The sequence below is a fragment of the Dokdonella soli genome (assembly GCF_039523175.1).
GTDB classification, from domain to species: domain Bacteria; phylum Pseudomonadota; class Gammaproteobacteria; order Xanthomonadales; family Rhodanobacteraceae; genus Dokdonella_A; species Dokdonella_A soli.
Window position 1 is genome coordinate 296,758 of the sequence record NZ_BAAAEU010000024.1, and the last position, 25,861, is coordinate 322,618.

Below are 25,861 nucleotides of genomic sequence, written 5' to 3' on the forward strand. Positions count from 1 at the left end.
TCAGGCAGCCAGCTTGCCGGCAATCACGAAGCCTTCCTCCGCGATCATCTCCGCAGCAAGCGCGAACAACGCCTGCAAATCCTCGCGCGCGAGTTGCGGATAGGACTCCAACACCTGCTGCTCGCTCCACCCAGCACCAAACAGACCCATCAGGAACTCCACGGACAGACGGGTCCCCTTGATGCGCGGCTTGCCGAACACGACGTCGGGATCCACAGCGATTCTGTCTCTCCAGTCCATCGCGATTCTCCTCGAACTATTTCGCCTCAACCGATCCTGCGATGCAGTGTAACGCCGTTCGGGAGGTTTACGGCATCGACCGCGACATCGTAGTCGGCGAACGAACGCGGCGCGACGACGCCGTCCTTGGCGCGGACGTCGATGCGCTCGAACAGCGCGTGGGCGGGGGCATTGCCGAGCGCGCTCGCATGCTCGAATACGTAAAGACCCCTCGTCGACATGATCCCGCGTGCCGCGGAGCGGTCGTGTTCGAACATGCCGGCAAGCGCTTCCCAGAGCAGACTGAGATCGTCATCCGAGAAGCCGGTTTGCTTGGCGAGATGGGCCGACACGAAGCCGTGCGCGAGATAGAGGCCATATGGGACGGTGAACTTGCGGCCCATCGTGCGGTTGTCGCCGCCCTGCTTCTCGGCTTCCGCCTCGGTGGCGACGGCCATGCGCGTGATCGAGTGTTCGAGCTGCACGATCGGATCGATCGAGCGGCCGAATGTGAGCTGGACCGGGCCGCGCACCTGGCCGCAGTTGACGCCGGTCGACATTACCGCGCCGAATGTGCGGACGTCGAAGAAGTTCCTGCACATCCAGGCACGTGCCTCGTCGACCTTGTCGCCGCCCTTGCGCTTCTTGTCGTCGCCCTTCAGCGCGCCCACGGCTCCGATGCCGATGTAGGCACGCTCGTGCTGCTTGTTGAGCACGGCCTTTTCCTTGACATAGATCTCGAACGGCGGCTGCTCGCTCTTGGCGATGCCGACGTAATTGCGCACTTTGCGCTTCAGGCAAACATCGGTGACAAGGCCATGGCCCGACTCGGCATCCAGGCGCGGCAGGTTGCCGGCGTCCGGGTCACCGTTCGGGTTGCCATCCTGCACGTCGAACAGCAGTGCGAAGTCGTAGCGCTTGTCGAGGCTCATTCCATTTCTCCCTGGTTGGTCGCATCCGTTGCCGCGGTGGCATCGGGCTGGCTTTTCGAGGCAAAGAAGTCCTGTTGCTGATGGTAGTAGCCGATCGCGAACACGCCCTGCTCGGTCAGGCTCAGGCGCGGCGGAATGGCACTCAGGCCACCGAATATCTCGCCGAGCAGCTTCTCGAACCACACGACGAGTCCGGGTTTGTCGATCTTCGCGAGGTGATGGTTCTTCAGCTTCAGCAGAATCGGAAAGACGCTCGCCGGCGCACTGCTCGCGGCACCGTAGTAGCGTTCGCGGATCGTCGCGTTGATGCCGGGCTGGGCGACACCCTGAATGCGTTCCAGCGCGGCGAACAGACGGCCGAGGCGATAGGCCGGAACGGTATTGTTCCTGTCGAGGCTCACGGACAACTCCTTGGCGGACAGCCGGTTGTGACGGATCAAGCGGTTCAGCGACGCCTTGAGGATCGCGGCGCGGGGGTAGTTGACGGTCTGCTCGGCGCGGATGCGGCGCACTGCGGCCTGCAACAGCGTCGCCGGGTACGGCGCTCCGCAAAGGATCGCGCGCATGGTGTCGCCGGCCAGATCGGGCGGGACGTTCTCAGCCTTGTTCTGCACGGCGATCGAGGTCAGCAGGCGGAATAGCGACAGATACGGTTTCTCGAACGCCGGCTTGGCGAGATCAAGATCGTCGAAATGCGCGCGGATGCGCAGTGCGAGTTCGCCGACCGGCGCGATCTGCCAGAAGCGCACCGCGATGCGCGCCGCGTTCGGCGCCAGGCCGAGCACGCAGAACCGCGCCGGCGCATCGTCGTTGATGTAAACGCCCGTTTCGGTCGCGCGGTACAGATGCCGCACTGCATCGGCGCCGCGATCCGGATCGTCCTTCTCGGTCTCGCCGAACAGCGCCGCGAAATCCTGTTGGAAGTCCGAGTGCTGCACATCCGCGGCCCAGAACACGGTCGACGCATCGCCGACCTGCATGCGCTGCGGCGAGCCCTTGCGCAGCAGATGATTCAGCGCGGTCGTGTAGGCGAAGGCCGCGCGCTGGCCGACCGGAGCGTTGTAGCTTTGTTCCTTGCCGAACGAATTGAACGCGGCCAAATTGAACGAGACAATGTTCGCGCCCGCGGTCTGTGCACCCCAGACGTTCTTGATCGCCGGATGCAGGCGCGCGATACCATCTGCTTCGCCCCGCACGAGACAGAAGCCCGGCTCTTTCGACGTCTCCGCATCGGCAGACCGGATCGCATCGACGACTCCGCTGCGCTGACACACCAGCGTATCCGAAGAGTCCGTCGCCAGGCGAAACGAGATGAACGGATTCGTCCCCGTGAGCTCGCTCCACAATGGATCGGCCTGCAATGGCGCCAGGTCCAGCACGGCAAGGAATGCTCGCACGGCAAGCAGACCGGCATCCTCACTGTGCGCGAGCGCATCGAGCCGCGCCTTGAACGCGGTATGTTGTTCGGCGACCCGCTTGGGCTTGCCACCCTCGCGCATGACGCCGAGCACGTACTCGGGCGTATCCCAGAGCAGGTTCGCCGCGACGCCGACTGAGCGCTTGACGGCCTGCGTGACCAGGAATGCACGCGTGGCTTTCTTCTTGCCATCGATCCGACGCGTATCGTCGATCTGCACGAAGCCGCCCGCCTCATCCAGCACGAGGACGAATGGAATCTCCTTGCTCTCAAATCCATCCGGCGCCAGCTCGCCACTGCCGCTCTTGCGCTCGTAATAGTTGCAGAGTGCCTGCAGGATCATCCGCGCACCTCCTCGCTGTCACGCGCGGGCACGGCGATCACGCCGCGACGCAGTTTTGCACGGAAGAACAACGGCTTCGGATCGGCGTAGGGCGGCTTGCCGAAGTCGAGGTCATACAGCATCCAGCCGAGATCGCGCTCGCCCGCTAGTTCGGGTGGCGGCACGAACGGCTCCGCTTTCACATCGAGCAGGCGGAAGCGGCAGGAGAACTCACGTGTGCCGAGATACGGCTGGTTGAAGCACTGGCCCTGCACGGTGCGGCGCTCGAACATCGCGGCGAACTTCGCCGGCGTGTCGCCCTCGCCGGCCTTATCGGTCATCTCGAAGCGCCCATGCAGGCGATAACGCACGTCACGCAGGAACAGACCGGCGCGCTGCTGGCGGTTGTCCTCGATGTTCAGCGCGAGCGTGCCGCCGGAGTTCATCACGCTCTTGACCGTGCCCATCGGCACCACGGCGCTCACTTCATTGCGGCGCACCGAGATCCAGCGGATCGGCTCGCAGACCTCGATACGCGAAACCTGCCAACGGATCGCCGGCTTCCAGAGGATCGCCTCGAAGATCGCGCGCGCGGCGGATGGCGTGATCGCGTCATAACTGACGCGCTCGACCTTCATTTCGGGGCGGGTGAAACAGGCGTAGGGGCCCGAGACCTCGATGCAAAATCCCTGCTGTATCATGCGCGCTCCTTCAGAACACATAGTCGGCGGGGATTCCGGGCGAATCCGGCAAGGCCAGCCCCAGTCTGCTGTCGTACAGCAAATCCAGCGCCAGCCAGAGACCGGCGCGCTCCTCGACCTCTCCTCGCGCCAGCATCTGCTCGAAAATCCGGCGCGGCGTACCAACCGTGTAACGCTGCAGCATGCGCCGCGCCCACCGGGCATTGCCGTCCTTTTCAAGCTCATTGAGCCAGTATTTGACAGGGCTCTCCGTCGCGCCCGGCTTGCGATATGGCACAACGATGCTTTCGCCATCATCGTCGATCAACCGGAACCGCTCGGCGGCGGTGCGGAACGCGGCGCGGTCGTGCTTGAGCAGATCGAGCACACCGCCGCGGTCGAAGTTGCTGTCGTCCTTGGCATAGAAGTGATTGAAGTAGTGGCGAAAGCTGGCCGGCGCGAGCGGATCATCCATGTCCTGCGTCCTGGCCATTTCCGTCATCGTCTGCTCGCCCTGGCGCAATAACCCAGGCGGTGCCGCATGCGGCGGCACGAAGACGCGCACCTGCCCCAAGCCGTCGAAGCGACCTTCGCGGTTGCAGCGTCCGGCCGCCTGCGCGATCGAATCGAGTCCGGCCAGCGCGCGATAGACGACCGGGAAATCCAGATCGACACCGGCCTCGACCAATTGGGTGCTGATCACACGCAACGGTCGGACGTCGCCGCCGTCGCGCTTGTCGCGCAGGCGCGTGCGAATGCGCTCGATGACGGCGCTGCGATGCTCCGCGCACATCAAGGCCGACAAGTGCTCGGCCCCGTCCTGCGGCAACAGCGCGAACAGGTCGCGCGCGTGCTTGCGCGCATTGACGATCGTGAGCACGCAGTCTTCGCCCGCAATTTCCTCAGCGATTGCGTCCCATGTCGAACGCACCGCGAAGTCGATCGGCATGCGGATGTCGACGCGACGCAGCGCGTCGAACAACGCCTCCTGCTCTTCGACGATGGATCGCGACTGCGTGGCTTCGATGCCGTCGAGGATCAACCTGTTCGTGACTGGCTCATGGCGCGGCGTCAGCGCCGGCTGCGTCGCCGTGCAGAACACCACGCTGACGCCGTAATGTGCCACCAGCAGTTTCAGCGCGCGCAACACGGGCGCCAGAAAATCGCGCGGCAGTTGCTGCGCCTCGTCCAGCACGATCACGCTGTCTACGAGGTTGTGCAGCTTGCGGCAGCGGCTGGTCCGCGCCGCATGCAGCGACTCGAACAGCTGCACGTTGGTGGTGACGATCAGCGGCGCATCCCAGTTCTCGGCGGCGAGCCGGCTGGCGTGGTCTTCCTTGCGCTCGTCGACATCGAGGTTGCTGTGATGCTCGATGACCGCGTCCTCGCCGAGCGCGGCGAACACCTCGCGAAACACTTGCGCCGTCTGCTCGATGATGCTCGTGAAAGGAATCGCGTAGATGATGCGGCGCTTGCCATGGGTGAGCGCGTGTTCGAGCGCGAACGCCAGCGAGGACAGCGTCTTGCCGCCACCGGTCGGCACGGTGAGATCGAAAAAGCCCGGCGCGATGTGCGGATCCGCACCCTTCGCGCGGCATTGCGCGAGGACCTCCGCGCGAATGCGATTGACGACCGACTCCCCCGTTGCTCGTGCCGCCTGCAGCTTCACCTGCATCGCCGCATCGAACACGGATTTCATGCTCGCCAGCGACGCATGGCCGCCGCGCCGCGCCGCTTTACCGGCGTCGTAGTAGGCCTCGGTATCGAGAAAATCCGCGTCGACCAGGCAGGAGAACAGCATGCGCAGCCACAGCGCGAAACCCGCCGTGCCGCCGAGAATCACCGATGCTGGAACATCGCTGGCCAGGATGTCGGCGGGAACGGGCTGCGCCGTCGCCTCGTCGAACTCACGTTTAGCCAGATCGCTGGCGAGGCGCGCCTTCAACCCGGCCGGCGAGCCTTCGTCCCTGTCCGGCAGGCCGGCATGATGGCCAGCGATCAGGAAGGCCAGCAACTCCCCGCGCAACGGCCCGAGCGTCCTTATTGCATGCGCGGCGCCGGCCGCCGAATGCGTCTTGTCGGTTCCTACGACGCGACCTTCGATATGCGCATCTGGATCCTTCGATTGACGGATATAGCGCTGGAAGCCCGGCCGATACTTGCCGAGGTCGTGCCATAGGCCGGCGAGGTGCCCCCAATCGCCGGCGCCGAACGCCGCCGCAAATTCCGCTGCCAACCGCGCGACGGCGCGTAGATGCTCATCCAATGGATGGCCCGGCGAATGCGCCAAGGCTATGCCTTCCCCGTCCATAAGATCTCCCCTCGCCGGACACTCCCCGTATCCCGCGTCTCTCAACAGTACACGATCAAGCTACCAAGGGACTAAATCAGGTGGGCGTCGCAGGGGCTGAGACGCGAATGCCGGCGCCGAACTTCAAGCCCGATGGTATGGATGCCCGCCGATGATCGACATTGCACGATAGAGCTGCTCGGCGACGACGAGGCGTACCAGCATGTGCGGCAGCGTGAGCGGTCCAAGCGACCAGCGCTGGTCGGCGCGTGCCAGCACCTCGGCGGCGTGGCCGTCGGGGCCGCCGATCAGGATCGCGAGGTCGCGGCCGGACATGCGCCAGGCAGCAAGCTGTTCGGCGAGTTGCTCGCTGGACCAAGGCTTGCCGCGGCCGTCTAGCGCGACGACGTGGGCGTCTTTCGGCAGCGTGGCAAGCACCGCGCCGCCTTCGTCGGTGATCGCGCGCGCAGGATCGCGACCCTTGCCGCGTGCGCCAAGCGGAATCTCGACGAGGTCGAGCGGAAGCTCGCGCGAGAGGCGTTTGCGGTATTCGGCGAAACCCTCGGCAACCCAGGCCGGCATGCGCTCGCCGACGGAGATCAGGCGAGCGCGCATCGGCCCGGGTGCGGGCGGATCAGCCGGCCAGTGCGGCCGGCAGCTGGTCGCCGACGGTCCACAGCCGTTCGAGGCCGTAGAACTCGCGCGTACGCGGCAGCATCACGTGGACGATCACGTCGCCGAGGTCGACCAGCACCCATTCGGCTTCGCGCTGTCCCTCGACACCGATCGGCGGCAGTCCGGCCTGCTTGGCCTTCTTGACCACCTCGTCGGCAATCGACTTCACATGACGTGACGAGGTGCCGCTGGCGACGACGAGCAGGTCGGTCACGCTGCTCTTGCCACGCACGTCGATTTCCTGGACGTCCTTGGCCTTGAGATCGTCGAGCGCGCCGATCACGAGCAGGCGCAGGCGTTCCGCCGCGTCCGCCGTTCTGGCCGGCTTGCTGCGGGTTCGTGGTTTGGCGACAGACTTCGTCGCAGCCGGCCGGGTCATGCGCGGCTTGGCGCTTGCCTTGCGCGGCGCGGCCTTTACTGCCGGTGAAGTCTTCTTTCTGGGTGCCGCCTTCTTGGCAGCGGCCGCGGTTTTCGCGGCGGGCGCAGCCTTGCGGCTGGCGGGGGCCTTGGCGGCCTTGGGGGTTCCGGCCTTGCGCGGCCGGTCGCGCGTTTCCGACGTAGCCAAGTGGAGGCGACCTCTACGTTGCAATGCGCCACAAGCGACGCGGCCGCAGTATAGGCGCATTCGCGCGCGGGTGGTGTTGCAGCCCCGATTCACGACGCCGGCCGGATGGAGTGCATCCCGACGCGCTAGACTAGGCGGCCTCACTCGATTGCGGCACGGCCGCTCCAAGCCCATGCCCAACGCCGACGCCACACCCGATCCGATCCCGTTCAGCGCCCTCGGCCTCACCGACGCGCTGCTGCAGACACTCGCCGAAGTCGGTTACGAGACACCCTCACCGATCCAGGCCGCGACGATCCCGCCGCTGCTCGAAGGTCGCGACATGCTCGGCCAGGCGCAGACCGGCACCGGCAAGACCGCGGCGTTCGCGCTGCCGATCCTGTCGCGACTGGATTTGAACAAGACCAAGCCGCAGGCGCTGGTGCTGGCGCCGACGCGCGAACTCGCGATCCAGGTTGCCGAGGCGTTCCAGCGCTACGCGGCGAAGATGCCGGGCTTCCACGTGCTGCCGATCTACGGTGGCCAGAGCTACGGGCCGCAGTTGGGCGGACTGAAGCGCGGCACGCATGTCGTGGTCGGCACGCCGGGCCGCGTGATCGACCATCTCGAACGCGGCTCGCTGGATCTGTCGCAGCTGACCACGCTGGTCCTGGACGAAGCGGATGAAATGCTGCGCATGGGCTTCATCGACGATGTCGAGGCGGTGCTGAAGAAGACCCCGCCGACGCGCCAGATCGCGTTGTTCTCGGCGACGATGCCGGCACCGATCCGGCGCATCGCGCAAACCTATCTGCGCGAGCCGATCGAGATCGCAATCAAGGCCAAGACCACCACCGCGGCGAACATCCGCCAGCGCTACTGGTATGTCAGCGGCGTGCAGAAGCTCGATGCGCTGACGCGCATCCTCGAAGCCGAATCGTTCGACGCGATGATCGTGTTCACGCGCACCAAGCAGGCCACCGAGGAACTCGCGCAGAAGCTGCAGGCGCGTGGTTTCGCTGCCTCCGCGATCAACGGCGACATCGTGCAGGCGCAGCGCGAGCGTACGATCCAGCAGCTCAAGGACGGCAAGCTCGACATCCTGGTCGCGACCGATGTCGCCGCGCGCGGACTCGACGTCGAACGCATCAGCCATGTGCTGAACTACGACATCCCGACCGATACCGAAGCCTACGTGCACCGCATCGGCCGTACCGGCCGCGCCGGACGCAGCGGCGACGCGATCCTGTTCGTCGCGCCACGCGAGAAGCGGCTGCTGCAGGCGATCGAGCGCGCGACGCGCCAGCCGATCGCCGAGATGCAGCTGCCGAGCGTCGACACGGTCAACGACCAGCGCATCGCGAAGTTCAAGCAGCGCATCGCCGATACGCTCGGTACCGGCGAGCTCGGCATCTTCCAGCAGCTGATCGAGCAGTACGAGCAGGAACACAACGTGCCGGCGCTGGAGATCGCCGCCGCGCTGGCGAAACTCGTGCAGGGCGACCAGCCTCTCCTGCTGCAGCCGCCGCAGCGCGAGCCGCGTCGCGACGAGCGTCCGTTCGACCGCGCGCCGCGTGAGGCGCGCTCATTCGAGCGCCCGCCGCGGCCCGAGCGTCCGCCCGGTTCAGACCGCCATCATGATTCGTCGTCCCGGCCCTTCGACAAGCTCAGGACAGGCCGGGCTTCGCCCGCGCCGGGACCCAGCGTCTCTGCTTCTCCCGCGAAGGCACTGGATCCCGGCGTTCGCCGGGATGACGAGCAAGGGCACGAGAGCCACGCCCATGGACGCACCGAGACGCGCCCGCCGCGCTCACATCACCGTGAAGAACACGATCAGGGTGCGCGCCGCCCGCGCCACGATGATCGCCCGCACACGCCCGAACCCGGCTTCCAGACCTTCCGCATTGAGGTCGGTCACGCGCACGGCGTGCAGCCCGGCAACATCGTCGGAGCGATCGCGAACGAAGCTGGCCTCGACAGCAAGCACATCGGCCGCATCGACATCCGCGATGACCACAGCCTGGTCGATCTGCCCGACGGCATGCCGGCCGAGATCTTCAAGCACCTGAAGAAGGTCTGGGTATCCGGCCAGCAATTGCGCATCACGCGCGGCGGCGAGGAACCGGATTTCGGCAAGCCGCGCAAGCCGTTTTCGCCGAAGCCGCCCTCGTTCAAGCCCGGTGGTTTCGACAAACCCAGGCGGCACGACGCGAAGAAGCGACCGAAGTAGCCGGCGTCTGCACACTCCGCACCTTGCCGGCATCGCGAATCGACCTGCTAGGATTCCGGCCGGAAGGGTTCGTCGTTGCCAAGGGATACTATGCGCCATTGTGTACACGCGATGCTCGCGTGCTGCGTGTTCGTGTTCGCAAGTCATGCCCTGTGCGCGCGGGCCGAGACGTCCGCCGCCGACCCGCAGGAATCGAGCATTCCACTCGTGCAGGACATTCTGGGTCGCCCGCTCCCGGCCGACCGGCTCGGCGTCGAGATCCTCGCCAATGTCCTCGAACGGCTCGGATTCAAACGCCATGCCGCGTCGTTCAGGACATTCGACGAACGCCGCGCGATCGCCCGCCTGCTCGGCGAACTCTCGCCCAAGGCAGGGACCGTTGGCGAGGCGATCCGCATCGTCGACGAGGCGCCGAGCGCGCTGGAAGAGGCGGTCCGCATCGCGAACGAGGAGCCGCCGAGCACGCTGGACGCCCTGTATGGGCGGCTTGCGACGCAGGCGATCGTGTTCGATTTCCGTGCCCCGGTCGGCGATCCACCTGCGAATGAGGATCCGACCCGACCACAGCCGGAAGGGGCGACGACGCAGACGCAGGCGCAGTTCGACCTACGCAACGCCACGAGCGTGCAGCCGGGCATCTGGCGTGCGCCAAGCGGCGTCTATTCCCCCGGACACCCCGAACTCAGCTTCAATCGGTATTTCATCCGCGGCATCGCGACCAACCGGATGCCAGTCGCCGCCACCGTCGACATCGCCTTCACACTGACCGGCGCAGCCGGGCAGGCGATCAGCCTCGATTGCGCCAACCAGCACATCGCGGTTTCGTCTCCGAGCCCGGTCTACTGTGCGATCTCCCGACGCACCGTTGCGGAACTTGACGATGCCAGCGCGATCGCTGCCCTGGCCTCGCTGCAGCAAGGCGAGCTGACCGCTGTTCCGAAGATGCGGCGGCTCACGACCGATGCGCCGCAGCGAACGTTCTATCCGGAAGGGTTCGGCGGCGTTAGCCAGGCCGAAAGCGACGAAGCCTTACAGGCCAGCATGGCCGCGTCCGACATGCTGAAGGCCGCGGGCTGCACCGAACTCGGCCAGTGTTCGGAACGCCTGGCCGCGAAGGTCCGCCATCCGGATTATCTACTCGTCCTCGTCGCGTTCGTGCTGATGGCTTTCCTCGCACTGGCGCGCTGGCGCAGCGACACCGTTAGTCCCGCGTCACTCACATTCGCGCGCGTCGCATTCGCGCTGTATCTCATGTTCGTCGCGCTCACGCTCGCTCTCGACATCGTCGATGCACCGGGCGGCAGCCTGTGCCGCGGAGGGGGACTTTGCGGCCTGCTCGGCTTTCTCGCGACCTTCGCCGCGTCGCTGCCGTGGAGCTGGCTCCTGCTGATGTCGCACGGCGCAGGCAGCGCATCGGACGATCAAGCCACGATGTGGCTGTTCATCGCGATCAATCTGGCGTGGCTCGGCTTCATGGCGGTCTGCCGCGGACGGGGTGCAGCCAGGGCATAGCCTGCTGGCTCAACCCGCTCTCTTGCGGACGCGATCTCTGTTGCGGCCGCGCAGCGCCCGCGCCTCGCCACATCCAACCTGGACACTTGCGCAGCCCGATCCCGCGCGGGCGCGCCCCGGAACCCTCCATGCCTTCCGCCATGCTTTCCCTGCTCGTCTCCGCGCTGCTCGCATCGCTGGCCGCACCAGCCGCCGCGGCGCATGGCGATATCGTCCAGTTCGACTTCGGTGCCTACCATCGCTGTGCGGTGACCGTCGAGGGAGCCGTGCAGTGTCTCGGCGAGAGCAATGTATTCGGCCAGATCGGCAACGGCACGTCCGGCGATGCCGCCACGTATCGGCCGATCGCGGTGATCGCGCGCGGCGCGACCAAGGTCGTCACCGGAAGCTTCTACAGCTGCGCGATCGTCGATACGTCGCTGCAGTGCTGGGGCGACATCCCGGTGCCGCCGGGCGGCAATGCATTAAAACCGACCACCGTGATCGCGCGGGGCGTAGCCGATGCCGCAGCTGCCGATGACCGTGTTTGCGCGATCGTCACGGGTTCCGTGCAATGCGTTGGCATGGGCGGCAACTCCGGATCCAATAAGTATCAACTCGCGCATCCGACGCCGGAGACGGTGATCGAGCATGGCGTGACCGCGATTGCAGCCGGCAATGCGCATGCCTGCGCCGTCGTCGATGGCGCATTGCTGTGCTGGGGCCAATTGCCGGTCAACTCCGGCGACAAGCCCGTGAGCTTCACGCGAACGCCGACGCCTTTGCGCGTGATCGATCATGGTGTCAGTGCAGTGGCCTCCGGTGCGAACCACACCTGCGCGATCGTCGATGGCGCGCTCTGGTGCTGGGGCGACAACGACCATGGCCAGGTCGGCATCGGTGTATCGGTGGCCCATGCGCGCACCTCGGCACAGGCGCCCGCGCCCAAGGTCGCGGCGACGTTCAGCGACAGCGAGCAGCGCTGCTTCAGCAATGGCTACGATCCGCTGCAATGCTGGGTCGGCCACCCGGTCAAGGTGATCGCCGACGGCGTCTCCGCCGTGTTCGCGAAAGGCGACACGACCTGTGCGCTGGTCGGCGACGGCTTGCAGTGCTGGGGCGCGAACGCGCAGGGACAGCTCGGCATCGCTTCGGGCGGCGCCGACGTGCTCAAACCGACACTCGCGATTACAAGCGGCATCAGCTACGTCGCGCTCGGCGGCGCGCGCACCTGCGCGCGGGTGAACGGCGCGCTGCAATGCACGCGTCCCTGTGCGGTCGAACACGACACACTGAAATGCCCGCCCAACCCCGGCTTCGATGCGCACGAGCTGGCGTTCGGCGTTTCCGAACCCGAAGCGCGACTCGGCGTCTGGCGCGGCACGATCGGTACTCAGCCGGTCATGGCGTGCCTCGCACGGCCTCCGCTCGGCGAGACCCAGTATTACTACCTGCACCACGGCTTCAGCATCGGCCTGTCCGCTGTCAGTACGGACGGCGCGATCTGGGTCGAAGGCGACGCTGAAAAGCCGAAGGCAACGTGGAAGCTCAAGCCGGTTTCCGGCGACCGCCTCGACGGCGAGTGGTCGGATGCCGACGGCCAGCGCATGCTGCCGATCCGGTTGACCCGCATCGCGGTCGCTGGTGATCCGGGAAGCGGCTGCGAGAGCGGCAATACCGCACTGCAGATCGCCTTCAACGCGCCGCGCGTTGCCGCACAGAAACTGAAAGTCGAGGAATCGAGCGATCATTTCCGCACCGTGTCCGCGTTGGACAACCATGTATCGATGGTCGAGTTGCCGGACGGCATGCAGAACGCGAACATGTTCAACAAGGCGACGCGTGACTGGTTGCGCGACCAGATCACCGAGTATTACGGCTGCATGCTGGCCGCGCCGAACGGCGGCGAGTTTTACGAGAAGCTCGAATTGGATTTCCACGCCGGACCATGGCTGGTCGTGCAGGAAAGTTACTCGATCGATTGCGGTGGCGCGCACCCGAACGGCGGCATCGCCGGCTTCGAGACCTGGAACCTCGCGACCGGCGAACGCGTCGAGCCGTGGACCTGGATCCACGGCAGCAAAGTCGATTGCAACGATTGTGGCTACGTGGCTCCCGCAGATCTCAACGCGATCATCATTGCCAATGCGCAGCGCAACAAGGACGACGACGAATGCGCCAGCTGGGTCAACGAAAGCAACCGCTACCTGCTGCGTCCGGCCGAGCAGGGCCTGATCTTCTCGACCAGCTTCGCGCACGTGATGCAGGCCTGCGACGAGGACATCCTGGTGCCCTACGCGAAGCTGCACCCGTTTCTGAGCAAGGCCGGCAAGACCGCGGTCCAGTCATTGGTGGACGCAGCAGCCGCGCATCCGGTGAAACCGCCGGTGGCGCCCGCCGACCGCTAGGATCGATACGGCGCCAGCAGGTTCGGTTCAGCGAACGCCGCATCCGGCATCAGGTAGCGCGGCTCGCGGCCGGCGGCGAGCAGCTCGCGGACCTGGCTGGCGGAGATCTCAAGCGGCGTGACCGGAATCGGCAGCACGCGGCCGGCAGCCGACTCGCGCAGCGCCGCCGCGCCCGGGCAACGCCGCGAGGCGATCTTGGTGCGCAGCTCGGTCGGCAGCGCGGCACCATGACCGGGCCGGGTCAGTACGCCGATGTGCGCGAAATCGAACAATTCGCGCCAGCGATGCCAGCCCGGCAGGCCGGCGAATGCATCGGCGCCGATCAGCAGCACCAACGGCCGCGCCTCGCCGATTTCCGTGCGCAGTTCGATCAGCGTGTCGATCGTGTACGACGGACCCTCGCGACGCAGTTCGCGCGTATCGAGGGTCAGGCGCTCCTGTCCCGCCAGCGCAACACGCACCAGTGCCGCTCGCTGTTCCGCGCTCGCGACCGGCTGGTCACGGTGCGGCGGCACGCTCGCCGGCAACAGGCGCACCTCGGCATCGAGATGCTCGGCTGCCTCCCAGGCAACGCGCAAATGCGCGTTATGGATCGGATCGAAGGTGCCGCCGAGGATCGCGATGGGTCGCGTCACGATACGCCCGCCTTGCTAACCCTCTCCCCCGAGCGCGCTCGGGGGAGAGGGTTGGGTGAGGGGGCGGGGCCATGAAATGTCGCGATGTCGGGTTCTCGCGACTCGAGACAAGAAAGAGCCATCGCACAAGACGATCCGGACGGCGGTTCCACGTGACACCCCGCCCCCTCACCCCATCCCTCTCCCCCAACGACAAAGCCGTTGGGGGAGAGGGTGTACAGGCGCGTGATGCTGCTCACGACACCAGCAGCCCGGCCGCGCGTCGCGGCGAAGCGATCGCTGCGACGAGACGTTCCAGCTCGCGCCATGCGTCGCCGGGAGGCCGTCCTTTCGCCATCGCATCGATGCGCCCGGCCTGGGCGAGGCAACGCTCCCAATGCGCACGATCGCCGCTCTTCAGCGCACGCCGAAACAGCGCTTCGCGCGAAGCGGGCCAGATGCGCTCGCTGCGTAACGCGGCATCGAGGTTCGTGCCGGCCGATGCCAGCCGCAGCAGCAGACGCAGTTGCATCAATACCCAGCCGAGCAGCGGAATCAGCTCTTCGCCCTCGGCGCGCAAGCCGGCGACGATATGCAACGCGCGACCAGCATCGCCGCCGATCGCAGCGTCGGCCAGGCGAAACACGTCGTAGCGCGCATCGTCGGCGACACTGGCTTCGAGCGCTTCGACGTCAAGCGTGGTGCCGGCATGCAGCAACGCGAGCTTGTCGATTTCCTGGCTCGCCGCAAGCAGATTGCCTTCGACGCGGTCGGCGAGCAGCGCGACCGCTTCCGGCGTCGCCTTGAGCCCGCGGCTCGCCATGCGCGTGCCGATCCAACCGGGCAACTCCTCGATCTTCAGCGGCCACACCGGAACCGCCACGCCAATCCGCTCGATCGCCGCGGACCAGGCCCCTTCGTGCTTCTTGCTCCAGTCGTTCGCGGTGATCATCAGCACCGTATCCGGCGGCGCCGCTTCGCAGAACTCGACGATCGCCGCGCTGCCTTCCTTGCCGGGCTTGCCGGTCGGCAGGCGCAGGTCGATCAGCTTGTGGCTCGCGAACAGCGACATCGAGCGGCTGGCGTCACCGAGCTGGTTCCAGTCGTAGTTCGCATCGGCATCGAGCACCTCGCGCTCGAGATAGCCGAGCTCCCTGGCGCGCGCGCGCAGCGCGTCGGCGGCCTCGAGCACGAGCAGATGCTCGGCGCCGGCAATCAGGTATGCCGGCTTCAGTTCGCCGCCAGCGAGCTGCTTGCGGAACATGGAAAGCGTGGTGGCCATCGCGCCGGTACGCTGATCACTGACCGGTGTGCGCGAGTGCCTCGAGGCGGCGCAGGATCGTCTGCACCATGTCGCGCTGGAGTTCCTTCGTGAGCAGGTCGGTTTCGGCGGCGACGCCGAGCGCCTGGCTCGCATCGAACGTGAACTCGCGCGACAGCTCGACGGTCTGCGCCGGCACGATCGCGGTGCCTGCCGCATCCTGCACCTCGAACTCGACGTGATAGCGCAGCGAATACTCGTTCGCGCGTGCGGTGCCGCCGACCGACAGCACGTCGGTCGAGAACCGGTTCGCGCTGATCTTCATGACCGCGGTACCCGCCTCGACCGTGTCGACGACCTGTGCGCCCGAGCGCGGCAGCGCCTTGGCGAGATCTTTCGCGAGCTGGCTCGACGGATCGGCGATCTCGATGTGCATGCGCTGCATGCTCGTCGGCAGATCAGCCTCCTTGCGCAGGTGAAAACCGCAGCCGGCAAGCAGCGTGGCGAGGACGGCGGGCAGGAAGATGAACGAGGAGCGGCGCAAGGTCATGTGCGGGTTCCGGAGCGGATCGGGTTGCTCGCGATGAGCAGATCATACGGTGCCTGCCAGCCCGGCAGCGAGCGCAGGCGGTCGAGCCAGCCGACGATCGCCGGCCACGGCGCGAGATCGACATCGGCCTGATCGGTCCAGAACAGGTAGCCGCAGCACGACACGTCGGCGATGGTGGGCATGTCGCCAAGCAGGAACGCTCGATCGCGCAATGCGAGATCGAGGCGGTCGAAGTCGGCGTGCATGCGCTGGGTCCACCAGGTTTCGAGCACCGGATCGGCCTGGGTGAAGCGGCGCGAGTAGCGCAGGTGCGGGAAACTCATCGCGAGCCGGTTCGCCTCCCATGCGAGCCACTCGCGCACGCGCGTCTGCGCGGCCGGCGTGGCGCCGTCGAGCTTGCGGTGGCGGCGCGCGAGATGGTCGAGGATCGCATTCGACTGACAGATCGCGAGGCCGTCCTCGTCGATCAGGGTCGGCACTTCGCCAAACAACGAGGCGTGGCGGAAATCTTCACTGCGCTGCTCGCGCGCCAGGTTGAGATCAACGGTGCGCTGCTCGAACGGGACGCCCATCAAGGCGAGCGCGAGCGCGACCTTGTAGCTGTGGCCGGATTCGTGGTTGCAGTAGAGGATCGGAGTGGTCACGGCATGCCAGCACCATCGACGTCATTCCCGCGAAAGCGGGAATCCATTTGCCTTGCACTGGTGAGGCGAGGGAAAAATCAAAATGGATTCCCGCCTTCGCGGGAATGACAAGCTGAAAAAGGGTTCGGTCAGACGACGATATTCACGATCTTGCCCGGCACGACGATGATCTTCTTCGGTGTCGCGCCGGCGATGAACTCGACGACCCTCGGCTCGGCCAGCGCGTGCTTCTCGATCTCGTCCTTGCCTGCGGACACCGCGACCTCGATCGTGCTGCGCAGCTTTCCGTTGACCTGGACCGCGAGCGTGACCGCGTCCCTGGTGAGAGCACTCGCGTCGGCCTTCGGCCACGGCTGATCCTCGATCAGCGTCTCGCCATGGCCAAGCACCTGCCAGAGGGCGTGGCTGATGTGCGGCGTGACCGGATTCAGCAGCAATACCATCGCCTCCAGTGCCTCGTGGCGCACCGCGCGGCCCTGATCGCTCTGGTCATCGAACTTGCCGACCGCGTTCAGCAGCTCCATCAACGCCGCGATCGCAGTGTTGAACGACAGGCGGCGACCTATGTCGTCGGAAACCTTCTGGATCGTCTCATGGACCTGCCGGCGCAGCGTCTTCTGCGCGGCGTTCAGCGCTGCCGCATTCACTTCTGGATGATCGGGATTGCCCGCGTGCGTGGTCACCTCGCGCCAGAACCGACGCAGGAAACGCGCCATGCCCTCGACGCCGGCCTCGTTCCACTCCAGCGACTGGTCCGGCGGTGCGGCGAACATCGAGAACAGGCGCACCGTGTCGGCGCCGTACTTGCCGACCATCGACTGCGGGTCGACGCCGTTGTTCTTCGACTTCGACATCTTCTCGGTGCCGCCGATCCGCACCGGCTGGCCGTCCGCCTTCAGCACCGCACCGACCACGCGTGCTTTCTCGTCGCGCTGTATCTCGACTTCGGCCGGATTGATCCAGTCCTTCGAGCCATCAGTCTGGTCGCGATAGAACGTCTCGGCGATGACCATGCCCTGGCACAGCAGATTCGTCGCCGGTTCGTCCGAGTGTACGAGGCCTTCGTCGCGCAGCAGCTTGTGGAAGAAGCGGAAGTACAGCAGATGCAGGATCGCGTGCTCGATGCCACCGATGTACTGGTCGACCGGCAGCCAGTGGTTCGCGCGGCCGTCGACCATGTCCTTCGCGCCCGGCGAGGTGTAGCGCGCGTAGTACCAGCTCGACTCCATGAAGGTATCGAAGGTGTCGGTCTCGCGCTCGGCCGCGCCGCCGCATTGCGGGCAGGTGGTCTTGCGCCACTCGGGATCGGCCTTGATCGGCGACTTGACGCCGGTGAACGCGACGTCCTCCGGCAGCACCACCGGCAGCTGATCCTCCGGCACCGGCACCGCGCCGCACTTCGCGCAGTAGATGATCGGAATCGGGCAGCCCCAGTAGCGCTGACGCGAGACGCCCCAGTCGCGCAGGCGGAAATTCACGCGGCGCGCGCCGCTGCCCTGTTTCTCGAAGCGCGCGGCGAGCGCGTCGAACGCACCGCGATAATCGAGCCCGTCGTACTCGCCGGAGTTCACCAGCGTGCCGTATTCGGTGTACGCGCCCTTCCCGATGATGTCGCGCTCGAACGCCTCGACCACGCCGACCGCAGCCGGCGCCTCGTAGGGGTCGATCGCGCGAGTCTCGCCGAGCGCGGCGCTCATCGCGTCCGGATTGCGCACCGCGTCGCGGCCAAGCTCGCGGATCGCGTCACGCACCGGGTCGCTGACGATGACCATCTTGATCAGCAGGTCGTACTTGGTCGCGAATTCCCAGTCGCGCTGGTCGTGGCCGGGCACCGCCATCACCGCGCCGGTGCCATAGCCCATCAGCACGAAGTTCGCGATCCAGATCGGAACGGTTTCGCCGGTGACCGGGTGGATCGCGGTCAGGCCGGTGTCGATGCCCTTCTTTTCCGCGGTTTCGATGTCCGCTTCGGCGGTGCCGCCGTGGCGGCACTCCTCGATGAACTCGGCAACGATCGGCTTGCTCTTCGCGGCCTTCAGCGCAAGCGGGTGTTCGGCGGCGACGGCGAGATAGGTCACGCCCATCAAGGTGTCCGGACGCGTCGTGAACACGGTCAGCGGCTCGCTCTCGCCCTCGACCCTGAACTGGATCTCGAGGCCTTCCGAGCGCCCGATCCAGTTGCGCTGCATGGTCTTGACCGCATCCGGCCAGCCCGGCATCCGGTCAAGGCCGTGCAGCAATTCCTCCGCATACGCGGTGATCTTCAGGAACCACTGAGGAATCTCGCGCTTCTCGACCACCGCGCCGGTGCGCCAGCCACGGCCATCGATGACCTGTTCGTTGGCGAGCACGGTCTGGTCGACCGGATCCCAGTTCACCACCGACTGCTTGCGGTAGGCGAGCCCCTTCTTGAACAGGCGCACGAACATGCGCTGCTCGTGCACGTAGTAGTCGGGCTTGCAGGTCGCGAACTCGCGCGACCAGTCGATCGCATAGCCGAGCGTCGCCAGCTGCGCGCGCATGTGCTCGATGTTCGCGTACGTCCACTTGGCCGGCGCGGTATTGTTCTTGATCGCGGCGTTCTCTGCGGGCAGGCCGAACGCGTCCCAGGCCATCGGCTGCAGGACATTCCTGCCCTGCATGCGCTGGTAACGGCTGATCACGTCGCCGATCGTGTAGTTGCGCACATGGCCCATGTGCAGCGCACCGGACGGATACGGCAGCATCGACAGGCAGAAGAATTTCGGCTTCGGCGATTTCTCGTCGACGACAAAGGCGCGTGCCGCATTCCAGAAGGTTTGCGCGGCGGCTTCGATGGCCTGCGGCTCGTAGTTTTCTTGCATCGGGGTCCATCGCGCGCCGAGATACGGGCGCTTTCCATGATTCCGGGAGATACAGCAGCCTAGCGCAGCGCGCAATCCGCGCCAACCCGGACCCCTGCCGAATGGCACCTGTCCGGCGCTTCGGCACCGCTAAGATGGCGTGTCCTGTCCGCCCGAGGTACTCCATGAAATCGTTGCTCGCCACAGCTGTCGCGATTGCGTTCGCGCATTCCGCATCGATCGCCGCCGAACCCGCCGCGTCAGCCGCCACACCCGCGCCGGTCGCCTTGCATTGCGGCCATCTCGTCGATACCGCGGCCGGCAAGCTGCTTGGCGAAACGACGATCATCGCCGAGGGCAAGCGCATCAAGGAAGTCAAACCGGGGCGGATCGACGTACCCGGCGCGCAGGCCATCGACCTCGGCAATGCGACCTGCCTGCCCGGCCTGATCGACAGCCATGCGCACCTCACTTTCGAGACGAGCCCGACCGGCTACACCGACCAGTTTCGCTGGAATGTCGCCGACTACGCGATCCGCTCGACCGTCTACGCAAAGCGCACGCTCGAGGCCGGCTTCACCACCGTGCGCAACCTCGGCGACGGGGCCAATGCCTCGATCTCGCTGCGCAACGCAATCAATGCCGGCATCGTGCCGGGCCCGCGCATCTTCACCGCCGGCGGAGCGATCGGCTCGACCGGCGGCCATGCCGACGGCACGGACGGCTATCGCGCCGACCTGCAAGGCGATCAGCACGCGAAGGACGGCATCATCAACGGCGCCGACGATGCCTGGAAAGCGGTGCGACAGCACTACAAGGAAGGCGCCGACCTGATCAAGATCATGCCGTCCGGCGGCGTGCTCGACGAGAGCAGCAGCGTCGACAACGCGCAGATGACGATCGACGAGATCAAGGCGGTGGTCGCCGCCGCACACGACTACGGTTTCACGGTTGCCGCGCACGCGCACGGCGCCGAAGGGATCCGTCGCGCAGTGATCGGCGGCGTCGACTCGATCGAGCACGGCACCTTCATGGACGATGCCGACATGAAGCTGATGAAGGAACACGGCACCTGGTACGTGCCGACCATCATCGCTGGCAAGTACGTCGCCGAGATGGCCGAGAAGCCGGGCTACTACCCGGCACAGGTTGCCGCGAAGGCAAAACAGGTCGGCCCGATCATCCAGCAGACCGCCGGCAATGCGTACAAGGCCGGCGTCAAGATCGCGTTCGGCACCGACGCCGCGGTGTACCCACACGGCCAGAACGCGAAGGAATTCGTCTACATGGTCGACGCCGGCATGCCGCCGATGTTCGTGCTGCAAGCCGCGACCACGCACGCGGCGGAACTGCTGAAGAAGGCGAAGGACCTCGGCAGCGTCGAACCCGGCAAGTTCGCCGACGTGATCGCGGTCGCCGGCAATCCGCTGGACGACATCAAGCTGATGCAGAAGGTCGGCTTCGTGATGAAGGAAGGCGTGGTCTACAAGCAGGACGGTCGCGAAACCACGCCGCTCGCGCAGGCGATGGAAACGCCCTCGGTCGCGCAGGGCGAGGAGTTGTCCGGGTACTGAGTGTCGGCGCCGAGGCCGCGCGGTTGCGCGCGCGGCCGAGGGTTTCGTTCGTGCTGGCGGTCGCTGTGACGGTTTCGGCCGCGGTTTCCAAGCCCGGTTTCAACGGCGAAGATCGGCCGGCCGCGCAAGGCGCAGAAGCGCTGAGAAAGCACACCCTGGCCAGGGTTTCAGTCCTGCGTTCGGCGCCGACGCGAGGCCGTCTGCGACTAGCCAGCGCCGCGCGAATCAGCCGTCAAAACCGTCTATGAAGATGACGTCGAACCCCGCGCCGATGTCGATTCGCGACACGGTGTATCCGCGGGCTGTGATCGGCTTGCCGGCTTTTTGCAGGATCGTGAGGAGCTTGCTTACGGAATATTGGTGGCCTTCGTTCGACTGGATGAGTGCCAATGCGCCGCCGACCTGCGCCGCCGCCATCGAGCTACCGCTCAAATACGCATACGTGCTCGTCGGTATCGACGAATACACGCTGACGCCGGGCGCATAGAGGCTCAAGAAACTGGCCGAATTGCTGAAGGAGGCGACCACGTCGGAATTGTCGGTCGCCGCCACGCTGAACGCTGAGGATACGCAGGCGGGATAGTCGACGCCGTCCACAAACCCATCATTGCCTGATGCAATCACGGTCGGTATGGCATCGCTGTTGCGCAACGTATCGATCGCGGTCTTGTAGGCGCTCGCCAAGGTATCGCAATACGTGGTGTAGTCGGCTCCGGTCTGCCCTGCGCTGATGACTACCGATGAAATGAAATATGGGGTGTAGACCCATTCGTGGTGCACCCAATTCAACCCGGCGATCACATCAGAGTCGTACGCGACGACAAGACAGGTGCTCCCATTCCAGTAGCACGTGTACACGTCGACGGACATGAGATTGGCCATCGGCGCTACACCGCCCTGGCTGTTTCCACTCGGATAAAAGCCATTGCCGGCGGCGATCCCTGCGATGTGAGTGCCGTGTTCGCATCCGGAATAGCCCGGGTAGTTGTAGCAGGGCTCGCCGTCGTTGGCGTTTCCCGTGTGGCTGGCAACATCGCCGGGACAGAAGCTGTAGAGCGGCGGAACTGTGCCACTGCCGTTACCCGAGAAGCAGCCCGAAAGCGAAGTGATCACCCGTGAAGCGGTTCCGTCCGTCGTAAGAAAGGGGTGGCTGGCCTGCATGCCGGTATCGAGCACGGCGACGACCTGTCCCGCCCCTCTTTCACCCGCGGCCCAGGCCGTGGTGGCGTGTATGACGGCGTTCGTGGCGTTGTCGAGCGGTTGAAGCACGTGGTCTTCCTGGATGCCCCGGATCTCGGTGAGATCGAGAATGTGCTGCAGGGCCGGTGCGTCCACATGGACGAGCAGGATGGGAAACGCATCGTAGGCGCGGATGATTTGCGCATTGAATCCGGCCAGTTTCGAGGCAAATCCGGATTCACTCGCTGCGATGATGTCGCGGCGCCCGCTCTCGGTGAGCGGAACAAGGGTCGCCGTGGTGTCCACGGGCGTGTCCAGCGTCACGAGCACGCGCGTGCCGCCTAGGTCGGCTGCCCGGGCAAGCAGCTCGCTTTCGTGAGGGAGCAAGTCGCCGCGCACGGCAACGTCGGCGGATGCCGGGAAGGAGCCGATCGACAAACACGCGACGAAAGTCAGGCCTGAAAAGGCGATTAGTCTGCGAGACGATGCCATGGCTGACCTCGACTGCATTCTGGTTGGGAGCGTCGTCGCTCATCGCGCTGACGAGCTTCCTGCCGCGCGGCAGATGCATTCTACACCTCCCTTATTGACAGATATACAAAGAGTGTGGTAGGCGCACCCCGCCTTTATCAGGCAATCCTGAGCCTCTCTCGCCGATCGCGCTGCAGACCCATGCCGGTTCGCCGGAGCGACAAAGACGACACATCGCACCCTCGATCGTGTGCCTTGCGTTCGCGCAGGACTGGCACAATCTCCGGCCGACCCTATTCCGGAGTCCGCCATGTCGCTCGCCCCACCCTCCGCCCACGTGTTTGACGCCACCGAAGCGAACTTCCAGGCGGACGTGCTCGACGCCTCGTTCGTCCAGCCGGTACTGGTCGACCTGTGGGCGACCTGGTGCGCGCCGTGCAAGACGCTCGGGCCGCTGCTTGAGAAGGTCGTCGGCGAATACAACGGCGCGGTGAAGCTCGCCAAGATCGATTGCGACAAGGAACAGGCACTGGCCGCCTCGTTCGGCGTGCGCAGCCTGCCGACCGTGGTGCTGATCCGCGAGGGCCAGCTCGTCGATGCGTTCACCGGTGCGCTGCCGGAGAGCGGCATCCGCGAATTCCTGTCGCGCCACGTGCAACCCGGGGCGGCGCCCGACGAGGAAGTCGTCTCCGCACCGGCCGCGAACGAGACGCCGGAACAGGCGATCGCGCGCATCCAGCAGGCGATCGCGGCGCAGCCGGACAAACCGGAACTGAAACTCGATCTCGCCCTCGCGCAGATGCAGGCCGGAAACGCGGCCGCTGCGCAGGCCGAACTGGATACGCTGCCAGCGAATCTCGAAAGCGACGATCGCGCGCGCCGCCTGCGCGGCCAGCTCGAATTCGCGCGCTTGGCCAAGGATGCGCCGCCCGCACCCGAACTGATCGCGCGCATAGAGCGGAACGCGGCCGACCTCGAGGCGCGCGACCTGCTCGGCGTGCGCCTGTTGATGCAGGGCGATTCGATCGGCGGTCTGGAACAGTTCCTCGCGGTGCTGAAGGCCGACCGCAGCTGGAACGACGGCCAGGCGAAGAAACGCCTGATCGCCGCGTTCAGCGTGCTCGACGATGCCGACCTCGTCGGCACCTATCGGCGCAAGATGTCCTCGTTGCTGTTCTGAGCCCGCCGATGCGCATGCCGACCGCGCGGACGCTGCGACGCGTATTGAATGTCTGGCCGCCGTTCCTGTTCGCCGGCATCCGCGTGCTGGACATCGCCGGGGACTGGCGCCGCGCGCGGGTCGTCCTGCGCCGGCACTGGTACAACCGCAACTACGTCGGCACGCATTTCGGCGGCAGCCTGTTTGCGATGACCGATCCGTTCTGGATGATCCTGACGCTGCGCTGCCTCGGCCGCGACTACATCGTATGGGACAAGGCTGGCGAGATCGAATTCGTCGCGCCCGGTCGGGAGGATGTGTTCGCCGAGATCGATGTCACCGACGCGATGCTCGATGAGATTCTCGCAGCCACCGCGGGTGGCGGTAAATACCTGTACTGGTGCCATGCCGAGGTCAAAACCGCCTCCGGCGAGCTGATCGCAAGGGTGCGCAAGCAGCTCTATGTGCGCCGGAAGAACGCTTCGAGCGTGGCTGACATCGCTTCCTGATTCCGCGCGCACCCGCCCGATGCCAACCAATTCACGGTTGCAGACGGAACCCTGCACGCCAGGCGCAGCGGCTGCATCGACAGTCCGCATCCGCGCAGGCGCGTAGCCTGTTCGCTTTGGAGCGCGGGCCGCGTCCAACGTCGGCGGCCCACCATCGCTGTTCACACATGGGGAATCGCAATGATATGTATCGACGGAACGCCGGCGCGTCTTCCGCGCGTCAAGTTGTTGCCGGGCTGTCTCGCGCTGGCCCTGGCGGTCGGATTGAATGGGCTGTCACCCGCCTGCGCAAAGGCTCAAGTCCCGCTCACCAGCGAATCGTCGATCCCGGCCGGAGACGCGGCCGGATGGTCCACCGCGACCCTGATCGCGCAGGTACAAAGCCTTGCGCGCACCCCCGCGATGCCCGCCACTGCGATCGTGGTCAGCAACTGCAACGACAACGGCCCCGGCAGCTTGCGCCAGGCGGTTGCGGACTCGGTCAGCGGCGGCACCATCGACCTGACCCAGACCGGCTGCAGCACGATCACGCTGACCACCGGCGGCATCACCACCTCGACCGGCGACCTGACCTTGCAAGGCCCGGGCATGCTCGCGCTGGCGATCGATGGCGGCAACCACTACCGGCCGCTGCAGCACAACGGCAGCGGAACGCTGCGCATCAACGATCTGGAAATCCTCAACGGCAGGAAGTACGTTGCCAACGGCCAGCCCGGCAACCCCGCCGGCGCGTGCATCCAGTCGGCCGGCACCGTCGTCGTCGATCATGCATGGATCACTCGCTGCAGCGCGTCAAGTTCGAGCACCACCAGCGGTGTCAGGGGCGGCGCGATCTACGCCAAGACCGGCGTCACCTTGATCAGCAGCATCGTTTCGGAAAACAGCGCCACCTCCACCGGCAGCTTCGCCTATGGCGGCGGTGTGTACACGCAGGGTTCCCTTGCCGTCATCGATAGTTCGATCAGCGGAAATACCGCGCACTCGACGGTCGGCTTCGCCCAAGGCGGCGGAGCTCAAGTCGGCAGCGTCGGCAGCGGTCACACACCCGGTGGCGTCACGCTGGCGAGCTACAGTACGATCCATTACAACACCGCGATATCGGATGCCAACAACGCGTCGAGTATCGGCGGCGGCCTGTACACCACCGGCAACGTCACCATCAAGAACACGACGATATCGGGCAATCAGGCGCGATTCGCTGGCGGACTCGAACTGGTCCGGGGCGCCAACGTCAGCGGCCCGTGGACCCTGGTCAACGACACGATTTCCGACAACACCGCGACCAGCGCGGTCGGCGGCGCAAGCCAGGTCGGCGGCATCCGCATCGGAACCAACGCGACCCAGATCCAGAACAGCACGATCGCCTTCAACTCCGTGCATTCAACGAGCCCGAACACCTACGGTGCGGGCGTGCAGGTCAACGGTGCGGTGGCGGTCGATCTCGAAAGCACGATCATCGCCAGCAACGCGTCGTACGAGGGCAGCTTTCCGCACCCCGACGACATCAACGGCAGTCCCGGCGCATCCTTGACCGGCGCGAACAACCTGATCGTCTGGCCCGCGCTCCTGACTCCACCCGGCACGATCCTTCGCACGGATCCACGGCTGGCACCGCTGTCGTCCAACGGCGGCCTCGGCTGGACACATGCCTTGTCGCCGCACAGTCCCGCGATCAATGCCGGCAACAACCTCACCGGCGCGCAATTCGACCAGCGCGGCACCGGCCATCCGCGCGTGATAGGCGCCGCCCCCGACATCGGAGCGTTCGAGTTCGATCTGAACGATCTCATTTTCGCGAACGGGTTCGACTGACCCCGCATGACCTGTGCAGCCGCCGCCATCGAGGCGGCGGCTGCACCCGCGCCGACGT

The 25,861-nt window shown here is 65.9% G+C and carries 20 protein-coding genes; 7 read left to right on the forward strand and 13 right to left on the reverse strand.

Annotated features, from left to right (window positions below):
• The 7 genes from ABD002_RS15310 to rsfS all read right to left on the reverse strand — a co-directional run bounded on the left by ABD002_RS15310 (position 1) and on the right by rsfS (position 6,914).
• Positions 1 to 216, reverse strand: a complete 216-nt coding sequence (locus ABD002_RS15310; RefSeq protein WP_343792607.1) for a DUF433 domain-containing protein — start codon at positions 214 to 216, stop codon at positions 1 to 3.
• 50 nt (positions 217 to 266) lie between these two features.
• Complete coding sequence (gene cas7c / locus ABD002_RS15315) at positions 267 to 1,151, reverse strand: type I-C CRISPR-associated protein Cas7/Csd2 (RefSeq protein ID WP_343792609.1); 885 nt, start codon at positions 1,149 to 1,151, stop codon at positions 267 to 269.
• On the reverse strand, positions 1,148 to 2,911 hold the full coding sequence (gene cas8c / locus ABD002_RS15320) for a type I-C CRISPR-associated protein Cas8c/Csd1 (RefSeq protein WP_343792611.1): 1,764 nt from the start codon (positions 2,909 to 2,911) through the stop codon (positions 1,148 to 1,150). Before cas8c ends, cas7c begins: the two co-directional genes overlap by 4 nt.
• Complete coding sequence (gene cas5c, locus ABD002_RS15325; protein ID WP_343792613.1) at positions 2,908 to 3,591, reverse strand: type I-C CRISPR-associated protein Cas5c; 684 nt, start codon at positions 3,589 to 3,591, stop codon at positions 2,908 to 2,910. Before cas5c ends, cas8c begins: the two co-directional genes overlap by 4 nt.
• A gap of 10 nt (positions 3,592 to 3,601) precedes the next feature.
• Entirely contained in the window at positions 3,602 to 5,881 is a 2,280-nt protein-coding gene (locus ABD002_RS15330; RefSeq protein ID WP_343792615.1) for a CRISPR-associated endonuclease Cas3'', read from the reverse strand.
• Between the two features lie 123 nt (positions 5,882 to 6,004).
• On the reverse strand, positions 6,005 to 6,475 hold the full coding sequence (gene rlmH / locus ABD002_RS15335) for a 23S rRNA (pseudouridine(1915)-N(3))-methyltransferase RlmH (RefSeq protein ID WP_343792617.1): 471 nt from the start codon (positions 6,473 to 6,475) through the stop codon (positions 6,005 to 6,007).
• A gap of 19 nt (positions 6,476 to 6,494) precedes the next feature.
• Positions 6,495 to 6,914: a ribosome silencing factor gene (rsfS, locus tag ABD002_RS15340; protein WP_379988612.1), complete on the reverse strand. Its 420-nt coding sequence runs from the start codon at positions 6,912 to 6,914 to the stop codon at positions 6,495 to 6,497.
• A gap of 358 nt (positions 6,915 to 7,272) precedes the next feature.
• On the opposite strand from rsfS, the gene ABD002_RS15345 reads away from it, so the two are divergent.
• From ABD002_RS15345 to ABD002_RS15355, 3 genes are all read left to right on the forward strand, one after another.
• Positions 7,273 to 9,309: a DEAD/DEAH box helicase gene (locus ABD002_RS15345; protein WP_343792619.1), complete on the forward strand. Its 2,037-nt coding sequence runs from the start codon at positions 7,273 to 7,275 to the stop codon at positions 9,307 to 9,309.
• A 111-nt stretch (positions 9,310 to 9,420) separates the two neighbouring features.
• Complete coding sequence (locus ABD002_RS15350; RefSeq protein WP_343792621.1) at positions 9,421 to 10,821, forward strand: hypothetical protein; 1,401 nt, start codon at positions 9,421 to 9,423, stop codon at positions 10,819 to 10,821.
• A gap of 140 nt (positions 10,822 to 10,961) precedes the next feature.
• Positions 10,962 to 13,208, forward strand: a complete 2,247-nt coding sequence (locus ABD002_RS15355) for an RCC1 domain-containing protein (RefSeq protein ID WP_343792623.1) — start codon at positions 10,962 to 10,964, stop codon at positions 13,206 to 13,208.
• Here the strand turns inward: ABD002_RS15355 and nadD are convergent.
• The 5 genes from nadD to leuS form a co-directional block, all read right to left on the reverse strand.
• Positions 13,205 to 13,843: a nicotinate-nucleotide adenylyltransferase gene (nadD, locus tag ABD002_RS15360; protein ID WP_379988511.1), complete on the reverse strand. Its 639-nt coding sequence runs from the start codon at positions 13,841 to 13,843 to the stop codon at positions 13,205 to 13,207. The genes ABD002_RS15355 and nadD overlap by 4 nt on opposite strands.
• A gap of 235 nt (positions 13,844 to 14,078) precedes the next feature.
• Positions 14,079 to 15,104: a DNA polymerase III subunit delta gene (holA, locus tag ABD002_RS15365; protein WP_343792625.1), complete on the reverse strand. Its 1,026-nt coding sequence runs from the start codon at positions 15,102 to 15,104 to the stop codon at positions 14,079 to 14,081.
• Positions 15,105 to 15,120: 16 nt separating this feature from the next.
• Entirely contained in the window at positions 15,121 to 15,633 is a 513-nt protein-coding gene (locus tag ABD002_RS15370; protein WP_343792627.1) for an LPS-assembly lipoprotein LptE, read from the reverse strand.
• On the reverse strand, positions 15,630 to 16,277 hold the full coding sequence (locus ABD002_RS15375; protein ID WP_343792629.1) for a glutathione S-transferase family protein: 648 nt from the start codon (positions 16,275 to 16,277) through the stop codon (positions 15,630 to 15,632). The genes ABD002_RS15370 and ABD002_RS15375 overlap by 4 nt, the downstream gene beginning before the upstream one ends.
• A 128-nt stretch (positions 16,278 to 16,405) precedes the next feature.
• Positions 16,406 to 19,120, reverse strand: a complete 2,715-nt coding sequence (gene leuS / locus ABD002_RS15380) for a leucine--tRNA ligase (protein ID WP_343792631.1) — start codon at positions 19,118 to 19,120, stop codon at positions 16,406 to 16,408.
• Between the two features lie 164 nt (positions 19,121 to 19,284).
• On the opposite strand from leuS, the gene ABD002_RS15385 reads away from it, so the two are divergent.
• Entirely contained in the window at positions 19,285 to 20,673 is a 1,389-nt protein-coding gene (locus tag ABD002_RS15385) for a metal-dependent hydrolase family protein (RefSeq protein ID WP_343792633.1), read from the forward strand.
• Between the two features lie 225 nt (positions 20,674 to 20,898).
• On the opposite strand, the gene ABD002_RS15390 is transcribed toward ABD002_RS15385, so the two are convergent.
• Entirely contained in the window at positions 20,899 to 22,344 is a 1,446-nt protein-coding gene (locus tag ABD002_RS15390; protein WP_343792635.1) for a S8 family peptidase, read from the reverse strand.
• 289 nt (positions 22,345 to 22,633) lie between these two features.
• Here ABD002_RS15390 and trxA point away from each other — a divergent pair, with 289 nt between their 5' ends.
• The 3 genes from trxA to ABD002_RS15405 all read left to right on the forward strand — a co-directional run bounded on the left by trxA (position 22,634) and on the right by ABD002_RS15405 (position 25,803).
• Positions 22,634 to 23,503: a thioredoxin gene (gene trxA, locus ABD002_RS15395; RefSeq protein ID WP_343792637.1), complete on the forward strand. Its 870-nt coding sequence runs from the start codon at positions 22,634 to 22,636 to the stop codon at positions 23,501 to 23,503.
• Between the two features lie 14 nt (positions 23,504 to 23,517).
• Positions 23,518 to 23,991, forward strand: a complete 474-nt coding sequence (locus ABD002_RS15400) for a DUF4442 domain-containing protein (protein WP_417323581.1) — start codon at positions 23,518 to 23,520, stop codon at positions 23,989 to 23,991.
• A 180-nt stretch (positions 23,992 to 24,171) separates the two neighbouring features.
• A complete protein-coding gene (locus ABD002_RS15405) occupies positions 24,172 to 25,803 on the forward strand; it encodes a choice-of-anchor Q domain-containing protein (protein ID WP_343792641.1) in 1,632 nt (543 codons plus the stop codon).
• Positions 25,804 to 25,861 lie beyond the last annotated feature (58 nt).